13 protein-coding genes are annotated in these 11652 nt (G+C 65.2%); 8 read left to right on the forward strand and 5 right to left on the reverse strand.

What is annotated here, in order from left to right; genetic code table 11:
• Positions 1–7: 7 nt before the first annotated feature.
• Positions 8–682: a DNA repair protein RadC gene (radC, locus tag E4487_RS14620; RefSeq protein WP_037051173.1), complete on the reverse strand. Its 675-nt coding sequence runs from the start codon at positions 680–682 to the stop codon at positions 8–10.
• A 140-nt stretch (positions 683–822) separates the two neighbouring features.
• On the opposite strand from radC, the gene coaBC reads away from it, so the two are divergent.
• Genes coaBC through argB form a run of 4 tightly spaced genes read left to right on the forward strand, consistent with a single transcriptional unit; the run spans position 823 to position 6045 of the window.
• Complete coding sequence (gene coaBC / locus E4487_RS14625; protein ID WP_175253726.1) at positions 823–2031, forward strand: bifunctional phosphopantothenoylcysteine decarboxylase/phosphopantothenate--cysteine ligase CoaBC; 1209 nt, start codon at positions 823–825, stop codon at positions 2029–2031.
• A 2-nt stretch (positions 2032–2033) separates the two neighbouring features.
• Positions 2034–2489, forward strand: a complete 456-nt coding sequence (gene dut, locus E4487_RS14630; protein WP_037051166.1) for a dUTP diphosphatase — start codon at positions 2034–2036, stop codon at positions 2487–2489.
• Between the two features lie 37 nt (positions 2490–2526).
• Positions 2527–5115 carry a phosphomannomutase/phosphoglucomutase gene (locus E4487_RS24900; RefSeq protein WP_175253727.1) on the forward strand — a complete coding sequence of 863 codons (2589 nt, stop codon included), beginning with the start codon at positions 2527–2529 and terminating at the stop codon, positions 5113–5115.
• Between the two features lie 24 nt (positions 5116–5139).
• Positions 5140–6045, forward strand: a complete 906-nt coding sequence (argB, locus tag E4487_RS14640; RefSeq protein WP_037051158.1) for an acetylglutamate kinase — start codon at positions 5140–5142, stop codon at positions 6043–6045.
• Between the two features lie 160 nt (positions 6046–6205).
• Here argB and E4487_RS14645 read toward each other — a convergent pair whose 3' ends face one another.
• Together E4487_RS14645 and pyrE are read right to left on the reverse strand one after the other, a co-directional pair.
• Positions 6206–6808 carry a DUF4124 domain-containing protein gene (locus E4487_RS14645; protein WP_037051155.1) on the reverse strand — a complete coding sequence of 201 codons (603 nt, stop codon included), beginning with the start codon at positions 6806–6808 and terminating at the stop codon, positions 6206–6208.
• A 20-nt stretch (positions 6809–6828) separates the two neighbouring features.
• The gene (gene pyrE, locus E4487_RS14650; protein WP_037051153.1) at positions 6829–7470 is read right to left on the reverse strand and encodes an orotate phosphoribosyltransferase; all 642 of its coding nucleotides are present in this window, start codon (positions 7468–7470) and stop codon (positions 6829–6831) included.
• Between the two features lie 80 nt (positions 7471–7550).
• Here pyrE and E4487_RS14655 point away from each other — a divergent pair, with 80 nt between their 5' ends.
• The gene (locus E4487_RS14655; RefSeq protein WP_037051151.1) at positions 7551–8330 is read left to right on the forward strand and encodes an exodeoxyribonuclease III; all 780 of its coding nucleotides are present in this window, start codon (positions 7551–7553) and stop codon (positions 8328–8330) included.
• Between the two features lie 52 nt (positions 8331–8382).
• Here the strand turns inward: E4487_RS14655 and E4487_RS14660 are convergent, their stop codons facing one another.
• Positions 8383–8754, reverse strand: a complete 372-nt coding sequence (locus E4487_RS14660) for a DUF4870 domain-containing protein (protein WP_037051149.1) — start codon at positions 8752–8754, stop codon at positions 8383–8385.
• Positions 8755–8778: 24 nt separating this feature from the next.
• Complete coding sequence (gene rph / locus E4487_RS14665; RefSeq protein ID WP_037051147.1) at positions 8779–9498, reverse strand: ribonuclease PH; 720 nt, start codon at positions 9496–9498, stop codon at positions 8779–8781.
• Between the two features lie 185 nt (positions 9499–9683).
• Between rph and E4487_RS14670 the strand changes: the two genes are divergently transcribed.
• From E4487_RS14670 to rpoZ, 3 genes are all read left to right on the forward strand, one after another.
• A complete protein-coding gene (locus E4487_RS14670; protein ID WP_175253728.1) occupies positions 9684–10547 on the forward strand; it encodes a YicC/YloC family endoribonuclease in 864 nt (287 codons plus the stop codon).
• 54 nt (positions 10548–10601) lie between these two features.
• Complete coding sequence (gene gmk, locus E4487_RS14675) at positions 10602–11219, forward strand: guanylate kinase (protein ID WP_037051141.1); 618 nt, start codon at positions 10602–10604, stop codon at positions 11217–11219.
• 150 nt (positions 11220–11369) lie between these two features.
• Positions 11370–11633 (forward strand): DNA-directed RNA polymerase subunit omega, encoded by a 264-nt coding sequence (gene rpoZ, locus E4487_RS14680; RefSeq protein ID WP_037051139.1) that lies wholly within the window; start codon positions 11370–11372, stop codon positions 11631–11633.
• The last annotated feature ends 19 nt before the right edge of the window (positions 11634–11652 follow it).

Below are 11652 nucleotides of genomic sequence, written 5' to 3' on the forward strand. Positions count from 1 at the left end.
GGCCGGGCTACATCCACCCCTGCTCGGCCATCGACAGCGGCTCGCCGTCGCCGACGATGAAGTGGTCGAGCACCCGCACCTCCACCAGCGCCAGCGCGTCCTTGAGGCGCCGGGTCAGCACACGGTCGGCCTGGCTGGGATCGGAAACGCCAGACGGGTGATTGTGGGTGAGGATGACCGCCGCCGCGTTGTTGGCCAGCGCACGCCTGACCACCTGCCGGGGGTGGACGCTGGCACTGTCGATGCCACCACGGAACAGCACCTCGAACGCCAGCACGCGATGTTTGGCATCGAGGAACAGGCAGCCGAACACCTCGTGCAACTCGTGGCGCAATTGCGCCTTGAGGTAGTCGCGCACCACCTGCGGACTCTCCAGCGCCGAATCACGGCGCAGACGCTCGGCCAGATGCCGCCTGGCCATCTCCAGCACCGCCTGCAGCTGCGCGTACTTGGCCGGCCCCAGGCCGAGGTGCTGACTGAAGTCAGGCAACTCCGCCTCCAGCAAGGCCCGCAGGCTGCCGAACTCGGCAAGCAGGCGCCGCGCCAGGTCCACCGCACTGCAGCCGGCAACCCCCGTGCGCAGGAAGATCGCCAGCAGTTCGGCATCGGTCAGCGCAGCAGCGCCCTGCTCCAGCAATTTCTCCCGCGGACGCTCCGCCGCGGGCCAGTCGCGAATGCTCATCGAACACCTCCATGTCGAGCCAGGCGCCCGCTGTTCCGCTGCGGGCGCTGTGCTATCGTAGCCCATCTTTTTACACGGGACCGGCCTGGGGAGGCGTTGGTCACGTGGCGCACATCCACCGGTATATAAAAGGCAAGCCTATGCAGCGGCTGTATCGCAAACGCATCATCGTCGGCGTGGGGGGCGGTATTGCCGCCTACAAGAGCGCCGAGCTGGTTCGCCGACTCAAGGATCAGGGCGCCGAAGTCCGCGTGGTGATGACCCAGGGCGGCCGCGAGTTCATCACGCCGCTGACCCTGCAGGCGCTCTCCGGGCACCCCGTCCATCTCGACCTGCTCGACCCAGCCGCCGAAGCGGCGATGGGCCATATCGAACTGGCACGCTGGGCCGACCTGATCCTCATCGCCCCGGCCACCGCCGACCTCATGGCCCGCCTGGCCCAGGGCATCGCCAACGACCTGCTGACCACCCTGGTGCTGGCCACCGACGCCCCGATCGCCCTGGCGCCGGCGATGAATCAGGCGATGTGGCGCGACGCCGCCACCCAGGCCAATCTCGACCTGCTGAAACAGCGCGGCATGCGCCTGTTCGGCCCCGCATCCGGCAGCCAGGCCTGCGGTGACGTCGGCCTGGGCCGCATGCTCGAACCTAACGACCTCGCCAACCTGGCCGCCGACTGCTTCGAGCGTCAGGCGCTGGACGGCCTGCACATCCTGATCACCGCCGGCCCGACCCAGGAAAACATCGACCCGGTGCGTTACATCACCAACCACAGCTCCGGCAAGATGGGCTTCGCCCTGGCCGAGGCCGCCGCCGAAGCCGGCGCCAGGGTCACCCTGGTCAGCGGCCCGGTGCACCTGCCGACGCCGGACCGGGTCAGCCGGATCGATGTGGTCAGTGCCCGCGACATGCTCGCCGCCTGCGAAGCTGCGATGCCCTGCGACGTGCTGATCGCCGCCGCCGCCGTGGCCGATTACCGCCCGGAAGTGGTCGCGCAGCACAAATTGAAGAAAGACCCCAGCAGTGGCGAGGGGATGCTCCTGCAAATGGTGCGCAACCCGGATATCCTCGCCACCATCGCAGGTCGCGACGACCGCCCGTTCAGCGTGGGCTTCGCCGCGGAAACCGAGAACCTGCTCGAATACGCCTCGCGCAAGCTGCGCGACAAGAATCTCGACCTGATCGTCGCCAACGATGTGGCCAACCCCAGCATCGGCTTCAATAGTGAAGAGAACGCCATCACCGTGATCGACCGCGAGCTGCAGCAAACCAGCTTTGCCCAGACCAGCAAGGGCAAGATCGCCCGCCAGTTGATCACACTCATCGCCGACCGTTTGAACAAGAACTGACCATGCACGCTCTGCAAGCCAAGATCCTCGATCCTCGCCTCGGCCAGGAATTCCCCCTGCCACAATACGCCACCCCGGGCTCCGCCGGCCTCGACCTGCGCGCCATGCTCAAGGAGGACATCGTCCTCGAGCCGGGCCAGACCGTCCTGATCCCGACCGGCCTGTCGATCTACATCGGCGACCCGGGCCTGGCCGCGATGATCCTGCCGCGCTCGGGCCTGGGCCACAAGCACGGCATCGTGCTGGGCAACCTGGTCGGCCTGATCGACTCGGACTACCAGGGCGAGCTGATGGTGTCGTGCTGGAACCGCGGCCAGACGCCGTTCACCATCGCCATCGGCGAGCGTATCGCGCAACTGGTGCTGGTGCCTGTGGTGCAGGCGCACTTCGAGCTGGTCGAGCAGTTCGACGAAACCCAACGCGGCTCGGGCGGCTTCGGCCACTCCGGCAGCCACTGACCCTTTCCCACAGGACGATCCGCCGAGGAGCACCCACGTGAAACTCTTCAAGCGCAACGCCAAGGAAGCCGACACCTCCGCCGCCATCGTGCCGGAGAAGACCAGGAGCAAGGCGCCTGCGCCGGCCCTGGGCCCATTGCTGCCCGGCTTGCTGGCCACGCTGATCGGCGTGGGCGCCGGCGGCGCGCTGCTCTGGTTCGTCCAGAGCAGCGGTGACCAGGCCCGCCAGGCCGAGCTGACCCAGGCCATCGGCAGCAGCCAGGCCGCGGCGGTGCAGCAGGCGCTCAAGCAGATGCAGGCCGACAGCCTGTCCGCTGCGCGCAACCCCGAACTGCTGCAAGCCCTGCAGAGTGGCGACAGCCTGCAGGTCAGCGAGGCCGAACGGCGCCTGGGCTACTGGGATGGCGTCATCGATGCCCATCTGAATCGTCGTGGCGAAGCCGTGCAGAACACCAGCCGCGCAGCCCCCATGAACTTCGCCGGGCTGGACATGCTGCGCCGCGCCGAGAGCGGCCAGCAACCCGCCATCGAAGCCTACCGGGTCGGCCAGCGCTGGCTGGCCTACAGCGCGGCAACCTTGCGCATGAGCGAAACCCAGCCAGCCCAGGGCACCCTGCTGCTGGCGTTCGATCTGCAACGTCTGCTCGCGGCACTGCCGCCGCTGCCGGCCGAGTATGGCCAGCTGCAGCTGGTGCAGCAGTTCGCCAACACCCCGGCCCAGGTGCTGCTGCAGCGTGGCCAGCCGGGCACCGGCAACGCCCAGACCTTCGCCACCGGCAATCCCTACTGGAAAGTCACCTTCACCCCCGGCCCCGGCCTGGTGCAGGGCAGCATTCCTCCGCTGATGCTGGCCCTGGCCGCCCTGCTCGCCCTCGGCGGCGCGGTCATCGGCCTGATCCTGGTGCGCGGCGGCCTGCAACGCCAGGTCAACGGCGACGCCAGACAACTCGGGCAAATGCTCAAAGAACTCTCCGCCGGCAAAAACGTCAAAGCCTTCAGCCTCAGCGTGCCAGCACTCGATGCCCTGGCTCAGAGCCTGGCCCGGCTGCCGCGTCGCAGCAGCCCTGAAGGCAGTACCACACCCGCTAAAGGAACAGCTGCGGCTCCCGCCGCTCCGCCCGCTGCCAAGCCCGCCGAGTTGGTCGACCCGCTGTTCCAGGACACCGATATCCTCGATATCGACATTCTCGACGAAGACCAGGATCTCCTGGGACTGGAGCAGAACCCCGCAATGACGACTAGCCAAAGCGCCCCGAAACTCCCCGCCGACATCTTCCGCGCCTACGACATCCGTGGCGTGGTGGGTGACACCCTGACCGCCGAGTACGCCTACTGGATCGGTCGTGCCATCGGTTCGCAGAGCCTGGCCCAGGGCGAACCCAAGGTCATCGTCGGCCGTGACGGCCGCCTCTCCGGCCCGGAACTGCTGCAACAGCTGGTACAGGGCCTGCTCGACTGCGGTTGCGAAGTGACCGATATCGGCATGGTGCCGACCCCGGTGGTGTATTTCGCCGCCAACGTGCTGGAAGGGCGTTCCGCCGTGATGCTCACCGGCAGCCACAACCCGCCGGACTACAACGGCTTCAAGATCATCATCGCTGGCGACACCCTGGCCAACGAGCAGATCCAGGCGCTGAAGACCCGCCTGGACGACAACGACCTGGCCAGCGGCGTGGGCACCGTGCAGCAGGTCGACGTGCTGCAGCGCTACTTCAAGACCATCCGTGACGACATCGCCCTGGCCAAGCCGCTGCGCGTGGTGGTCGACTGCGGCAACGGCGCGGCCGGTGTGATCGCCCCGCAACTGATCGAAGCCCTCGGCTGCAGCGTGATCCCGCTGTACTGCGAAGTGGACGGCACCTTCCCCAACCACCACCCGGACCCGGGCAAGCCGGAGAACCTCAAGGACCTGATCGCCCGCGTGAAAGCGGAAAACGCCGATCTCGGCCTGGCCTTCGATGGCGATGGCGACCGCGTTGGCGTGGTCACCAATACCGGCAACATCGTCTATCCCGACCGCCTGCTGATGCTGTTCGCCAAGGACGTGGTATCGCGCAACCCGGGCGCCGACATCATCTTCGACGTCAAGTGCACCCGTCGCCTGACCCCGCTGATCAGCGGCTATGGCGGTCGTCCGGTGATGTGGAAAACCGGCCACTCGCTGATCAAGAAGAAGATGAAGGAAACCGGCGCCCTGCTGGCCGGCGAGATGAGCGGCCACATCTTCTTCAAGGAGCGCTGGTTCGGTTTCGACGACGGCATCTACAGCGCCGCGCGCCTGCTGGAAATCCTCAGTCTCGACAAGCGCGAAGCCGAGCTGGTGTTCAGCGCCTTCCCGAGCGACATCTCCACGCCGGAAATCAACATCCAGGTGACCGAGCAGAGCAAGTTCCTGCTGATCGAGCGCCTGCAGCGTGAAGGCCAGTGGGGCGAGGCCAATCTCACCAGCATCGATGGTGTGCGCGTCGACTATCCCAAGGGCTGGGGCCTGATCCGCGCCTCCAACACCACGCCGGTGCTGGTGCTGCGCTTCGAGGCCGACACCCAGGAAGAGCTGGAGCGGATTCAGGATGTGTTCCGCAACCAGCTGCACAAGGTCGCCCCCGACCTGCAACTGCCCTTTTGATCGATTAGTTCCAGGAGCCCCCGCATGACCCTCGAGCGTGACGCCGCCGCCCAGGTTGCCAAGGTACTGTCCGAAGCCCTGCCCTATATCCGCCGCTTCGTCGGCAAGACCCTGGTGATCAAGTACGGCGGCAACGCCATGGAAAGCGAGGAGCTCAAGCAGGGGTTCGCCCGGGACATCGTGCTGATGAAGGCCGTCGGCATCAACCCGGTGGTCGTGCACGGCGGCGGCCCGCAGATCGGCGACCTGCTCAAGCGCCTGTCCATCGAGAGCCACTTCATCGACGGCATGCGCGTCACCGACACCGCGACCATGGACGTGGTGGAAATGGTCCTGGGCGGCCAGGTCAACAAGAGCATCGTCAACCTGATCAACCAGCATGGCGGCAGCGCCATCGGCCTGACCGGCAAGGACGCCTGCCTGATCCGCGCGCGCAAGCTCAAGGTCAGCCGCCAGACCCCGGAGATGACCCAGCCGGAGATCATCGATATCGGCCATGTCGGCGAGGTCACCGGGGTCAACACCGACCTGCTGAACATGCTGGTCAAGGGTGACTTCATCCCGGTCATCGCGCCCATCGGCGTCGGCCCGGACGGCGAGTCCTACAACATCAATGCCGATCTGGTGGCCGGCAAGGTGGCCGAGGCGCTGAAAGCCGAGAAACTGATGCTGCTGACCAACATCGCCGGCCTGATGAACAAGCAGGGCGACGTGCTCACCGGCCTGACCACCGAGCAGGTCAACGAACTGATTGCCGACGGCACCATCTACGGCGGCATGCTGCCGAAGATCAAGTGCGCCCTGGAGGCGGTGCAGGGTGGCGTGACCAGCTCGCACATCATCGATGGCCGCGTACCGAATGCCGTGTTGCTGGAGATCTTCACCGATATCGGCAACGGCACCATGATCAGCAACCGCAAGCGCCCCTGAAAGCCAGCCGCGCTCGCGGCTGGCTGATGCCCCTCTCCTGCCTGCGGGAGAGGGTGTCCATAGGTCGGGGAGGGTCAGGCAGGCAGCACGCCCTGGCAGCCCTGAAGCGGCATCGCCACAGGTTCCGATACCCCCACGGGGGCACGGGAAAGCTCAGCGCCTACGGCTTGCTCTGCGGCTCGCCGAACAGCTCGGCCAGGCGTGCACGATCCGCGGCGAAACCGGCTTCGGCGCGGCCACGCGCCTCCTTGTAGCGGGCAATGTCGCGCTGCAGCCGCTGCTGCTCTTCCTTGAGGTTATTGATCTGCGCCAGCAGGTTTTCCGGCACCTGCCGGCCTGCACGCTCATGCTCGGCGGCCTGGCTCTGCAGGTTGGCCTGCTGCGTGCGCACCGACTGCAGATTGCCGCGCGCCACGTTGGTGACACTGTCGAGCTCCGCCAGCTTGCGCTCGCGGGCACGGTCGACGTCGTTGAGGTTGGTATAGAGGCGCAGCAGCTTCGCGTCATTGCTGGCGCGCACCTTCTCGGCCTGCATGCGGGCGAACTCTTCGGCCGTCGGCGCCGGCGGAATCACCCGCACCACACGTCCCTGGTCGTTCAGCACCTCGTAGCCCTTGCCGATGAACTCGGGCGGCACGCCCTGACGGCTGAGCACCGTGACACCCTTGTCGTCGACGTAGCGGTAAAGCTCGGCAGCCACTCCGGACAGCGGCAGTAGCAAGCTCAACAGCAGCGTACAGCGGGTCAGGAGCGGTGCAGACATAGAACGACCTTGTGCTAGGGCTAGATTCCGTACTCGGCGCGATAGGCTTCGACAGCCGGGAGATATTGCTTCAGTTCAGCATCCCCTGCCAGATATTCCAGTACCTGTTGTAGTGACACGATGCTCACTACCGGCATGGCGAAGTCGCGTTCGACCTCCTGGATCGCAGAAAGCTCGCCCTGGCCACGCTCCTGGCGGTTCAGCGCGATCAGCGTACCGGCCGCCTGGGCGCCCTGGCCCTGGATGATCTGCATCACTTCACGGATGGCGGTGCCGGCGGTGATCACGTCGTCGACGATCAGCACCCGCCCTTCCAGCGGCGCACCGACCAGCGTGCCACCCTCGCCATGATCCTTGGCTTCCTTGCGGTTGAAGCACCAGGGCAGATCACGGCCATGATGCTCGGCCAGCGCGACCGCCGTGGTCGCTGCCAGCGGAATACCCTTGTAGGCCGGGCCGAACAGCACGTCGAAATCGATGCCGCTGTCGACGATGGCCGCCGCATAGAAGCGCCCGAGCTGGGCCAGGGCCAGGCCGCTGTCGAACAGGCCGGCATTGAAGAAATAAGGACTGGTGCGCCCGGATTTGAGAGTGAACTGGCCGAAACGCAGAACACCGCGTTCGATGGCAAAGCGAATGAAATCACGCTGGTACGTTTGCATGAAAAGTCCCGGACGGCACGGATTTAGCTAAATGAGGTGAGCTCGGGTATCATACACGCACGTGTTTTTGGGGGCCATTTATGCGGATCATCAGTGTGAACGTGAATGGTATTCAGGCTGCGGCCGAGCGTGGATTGCTCAGCTGGCTGCAAGCCCAGAATGCCGACGTGATCTGCCTGCAAGACACCCGTGCCTCCGCCTTTGAACTGGACGACCAAGCCTTCCAACTGGATGGTTATTTCCTCTATGCATGCGACGGTGAAGTGCCCAGCCAAGGTGGCGTGGCGCTTTATTCGCGGTTGCAACCCAAGGCGGTGATCAGCGGCCTCGGCTTTGAAATGGCCGATCGCTACGGGCGCTACCTGCAGGCCGATTTCGACAAGGTAAGTATTGCCACCCTGCTCCTGCCTTCGGGTCGGGACGGGGACGAGAGCTTGAATCAGAAATTCAAGTTCATGGACGACTTCACCCATTATCTGGACAAGCAACGCCGCAAGCGCCGCGAGTACATCTACTGCGGTTCGCTGCATGTCGCTCACCAGAAGCTGGACGTGAAGAACTGGCGCGACTGCCAGCAGACTCCCGGTTTCCTTGCGCCCGAGCGCGCCTGGATGGACGAGGTGATCGGCACCATGGGCTACGTCGATGCCCTGCGTGAAGTCAGCCGCGAAGGCGACCAGTTCAGCTGGTGGCCGGACAACGAACAGGCGGAGATGCTCAACTTGGGCTATCGCTTCGACTACCAGCTGCTGACCCCGGGCATGCGTCGCAGCGTGCGCAGCGCGCGCCTGCCGCGCCAGCCGCGCTTCTCCCAGCATGCGCCGCTGATCGTCGACTACGACTGGATTCTCAGCGTCTGAGCGCAAGGCATGAAAAAGCCGGCATTTCGCCGGCTTTTTATTGCGTGCTCGCCTACTTCACCAGGCGCCAGCTGAAGGGATAGCGGTAGGACTGCCCCTCGTTGGCCTTGATCCCGGCGATGATGGTCAGCACCAGGGCCGCCAGCCCCAGCAGCATGAGCAGCGGGAAGCCGATCACCACCACCATCAGGATGAAGCACACCACGGCGGCCAGGGCGACGCTGATCTGGAAGTTCAGCGCCTCCTTGCCCTGCTCATCGACGAACGGGTCCAGGTCCTTCTTCACCTGCCAGAGGATCAGCGGGCCGAGCAGATTGCCGAAGGGGAACACCAGCCCGAGAAATGCGGCGAAGTGACAGAACATCGCCCACTGACGGGCCTCCTGACTGGGGGTCGGAAGCGGATTCTGCAGTTCATCGTTCATCTGGGTGCTCCTTGCTCGGGAAGATCAGTCGGCCAGCGCGGCTTTCTGCAGCTCGAAGATTTCGTTCATGCCCTTCTGCGCCAGGGCCAGCATGGCATTGAACTCGTCCGGCTGGAAAGGCGCGCCTTCGGCGGTGCCCTGCACTTCGATGAAGCCGCCCGCGTCGGTCATCACCACGTTGAGGTCGGTCTCGGCGGCCGAGTCTTCCAGGTAGTCCAGGTCCAGCACCGGCTCGCCCTGGTAGATGCCGACCGACACCGCGGCGATCATCTGCTTGAGCGGCTCGCCCTTCAGCGAGCCACGCTTCTTCAGCACCTTCAGCGCATCGATCAGCGCCACCATGGAACCAGTGATCGAGGCGGTACGGGTACCACCGTCGGCCTGGATCACGTCGCAATCGACGTACAGGGTGTTCTCACCCAGCTTGCTCATGTCCAGCGCGGCGCGCAGCGAGCGGCCGATCAGGCGCTGGATCTCCAGGGTACGGCCGCCCTGCTTGCCACGGCTGGCCTCGCGCTGGTTACGGTCGCCGGTGGCGCGCGGCAGCATGCCGTACTCGGCGGTCAGCCAGCCCTGGCCCTGACCTTTCAGGAAACGCGGCACGCCCGACTCGACGCTGACGGTGCAGATCACCTTGGTATCGCCGAACTCGACCAGCACCGAGCCTTCGGCGTGCTTGGTGTAGTTGCGGGTGATGCGAATCGAGCGCAACTGATCGGCGGCGCGGCCACTGGGACGTTTCATCGAGCGATACCTACTTCATTAAGTGAAAACAGCACGCATTATAGGGGGCCGCAGAGCAGGACGACATGCCGAATTGGCAGCGGCAGACGGCAGGCGCGCCCCGGCGGATCAGCCGGGCATGAAATGGGCACGCCCCCTGGGCTACAATCCTGCGTTTTTCGAGCCGAATCCCGCGAGGTACTCCCATGGTTCACAGCATGACGGCCTTTGCCCGCAACGAGCAGGCGACTGCCCACGGCACCCTGAGCTGGGAACTGCGCTCGGTCAATCATCGCTACCTGGAGCCGCACCTGCGCCTGCCGGAAGCCTTCCGCGACCTCGAAAGCGCCGTGCGCGAGGCGCTGCGCCAGGGGCTGTCGCGCGGCAAGGTGGAATGCACCCTGCGCTTCGCCGAAGAGGCGACCGACAAGCAGCTGCAGGTCGACAGCGAGCGCGCACGCCAGCTGATCGCCGCCGCGGAGCAGGTCGCAGCGCTGATCCAGCAGCCCGCCCCGCTCAACCCGCTGGAAGTGCTGGCCTGGCCCGGCGTGCTGGTCGCCGACTCGGCCGACCCGCAGGCCCTCAACGCCGCCGCCCTCAGCCTGTTCGCCGAAGCCCTCGGCGAACTCAAGGCCGGCCGTGCCCGCGAGGGCGCCGAACTGGCCAAGCTGCTGGCTGATCGCCTCGACGCCATTCTCGACGAGGTCGCCGCCCTGCGCGAACTGGTCCCGCAGATGCTCGCCGGCCAGCGCACCAAGATCGAGACGCGCTTCGCCGAGATGCAGGCCGAGCTCGACCCGCAGCGTCTGGAGCAGGAGCTGGTGCTGCTGGCGCAGAAGAGCGACGTCGCCGAAGAACTCGACCGCCTCAGCACCCACGTCAGCGAAGTGCGCCGCGTACTCAAGGCCGGCGGCGCTGCCGGGCGCCGCCTGGACTTCCTCATGCAGGAACTCAACCGCGAAGCCAACACTCTCGGCTCCAAGGCCTTCGACCCGCGTAGCACGCAGGCTGCAGTGAACCTGAAGGTGCTCATCGAGCAGATGCGCGAGCAGGTGCAGAATATCGAGTAACGTCAGCCACACGGCTGCTATCTTTCGTTCAACGCTTTTCCCAGGATCGCTTTCATGGCCACCACCGGCACCCTCTACATCGTTTCCGCACCCTCCGGCGCCGGCAAGACCAGCCTGGTCAAGGCCCTGATCGACAGCGAGGTGCAGATTCGCGTCTCGGTTTCGCACACCACCCGCGCCATGCGCCCAGGCGAGCAGGACGGGGTGAACTATCACTTCGTCGAGCATGCCCAGTTCACTGCCATGATCGAGCGCAGCGAGTTTCTCGAACACGCCCAGGTCTTCGACAACTTCTACGGCACCTCGCAGAAGTGGGTCGAGCAGACCCTGGCCGAGGGCTTCGACCTGATTCTGGAAATCGACTGGCAGGGCGCCCAGCAGGTGCGCAAGCTGATGCCGCAGGCCAAGTCCATCTTCATCCTGCCGCCGACCCAGGAAGCCTTGCGCCATCGCCTGACCAACCGCGGCCAGGACAGCGGCGAGACCATCGAGCGGCGCATGCGCGAGGCCGTCAGCGAGATGAGCCACTACGTCGAGTACGACTATCTGGTGATCAACGACGATTTCAACCATGCCCTGAGCGACCTCAAGGCGATCTTCCGTTGCAACCAGCTGGCGCAATCGCAGCAGCAACAACGCCATGCCGGCCTGCTCAGCGAACTGCTGGCATAACGGCAGCCACCGGCGTCAAGCCACAAGCCGCAAGTAAAAGCAAGACCGGATTGACGCCTTCTTCTAGCTTGAAGCTTGAAGCTGCTTTACAATATTCAGTCCGCTCGCCCGCTCGGGCCAAGCTTATCCGCACACGTTACGAGGAACACCATGGCTCGCGTTACCGTCGAAGATTGCCTGGACAACGTTGATAACCGCTTCGAACTGGTCATGCTCGCGACCAAGCGTTCGCGCCAACTGGCCACCGGCGGCAAGGAGCCGAAGGTCGCTTGGGAAAACGACAAGCCGACCGTCGTCGCCCTGCGCGAAATCGCTGCCGGCCTGGTCGATGCCGAGATCGTCGCCCAGGAAGACATCGTTGAAGAAGAGCCGCTGTTCGCTGCCTTCGAGGAAGAGGCCAACGAGCCTCTGTAAGTCGATGATGCCGGGTCGA

Origin of the sequence: Pseudomonas sp. BMW13 (assembly GCF_013357275.1) — a bacterium.
Classification (GTDB): Bacteria; Pseudomonadota; Gammaproteobacteria; order Pseudomonadales; family Pseudomonadaceae; genus Aquipseudomonas; species Aquipseudomonas khazarica.

Coding starts and splice junctions, on each gene's coding strand:
- dut (WP_037051166.1), top strand. CDS start 2,034: ATGCACGCTCTGCAAGCCAAGATCCTCGATCCTCGCCTCGGCCAGGAA.
- E4487_RS14655 (WP_037051151.1), top strand. CDS start 7,551: ATGCGGATCATCAGTGTGAACGTGAATGGTATTCAGGCTGCGGCCGAG.
- rph (WP_037051147.1), bottom strand. CDS start 9,498: ATGAAACGTCCCAGTGGCCGCGCCGCCGATCAGTTGCGCTCGATTCGC.
- pyrE (WP_037051153.1), bottom strand. CDS start 7,470: ATGCAAACGTACCAGCGTGATTTCATTCGCTTTGCCATCGAACGCGGT.
- gmk (WP_037051141.1), top strand. CDS start 10,602: ATGGCCACCACCGGCACCCTCTACATCGTTTCCGCACCCTCCGGCGCC.
- argB (WP_037051158.1), top strand. CDS start 5,140: ATGACCCTCGAGCGTGACGCCGCCGCCCAGGTTGCCAAGGTACTGTCC.
- E4487_RS14645 (WP_037051155.1), bottom strand. CDS start 6,808: ATGTCTGCACCGCTCCTGACCCGCTGTACGCTGCTGTTGAGCTTGCTA.
- E4487_RS14670 (WP_175253728.1), top strand. CDS start 9,684: ATGGTTCACAGCATGACGGCCTTTGCCCGCAACGAGCAGGCGACTGCC.
- E4487_RS14660 (WP_037051149.1), bottom strand. CDS start 8,754: ATGAACGATGAACTGCAGAATCCGCTTCCGACCCCCAGTCAGGAGGCC.
- rpoZ (WP_037051139.1), top strand. CDS start 11,370: ATGGCTCGCGTTACCGTCGAAGATTGCCTGGACAACGTTGATAACCGC.
- radC (WP_037051173.1), bottom strand. CDS start 682: ATGAGCATTCGCGACTGGCCCGCGGCGGAGCGTCCGCGGGAGAAATTG.
- coaBC (WP_175253726.1), top strand. CDS start 823: ATGCAGCGGCTGTATCGCAAACGCATCATCGTCGGCGTGGGGGGCGGT.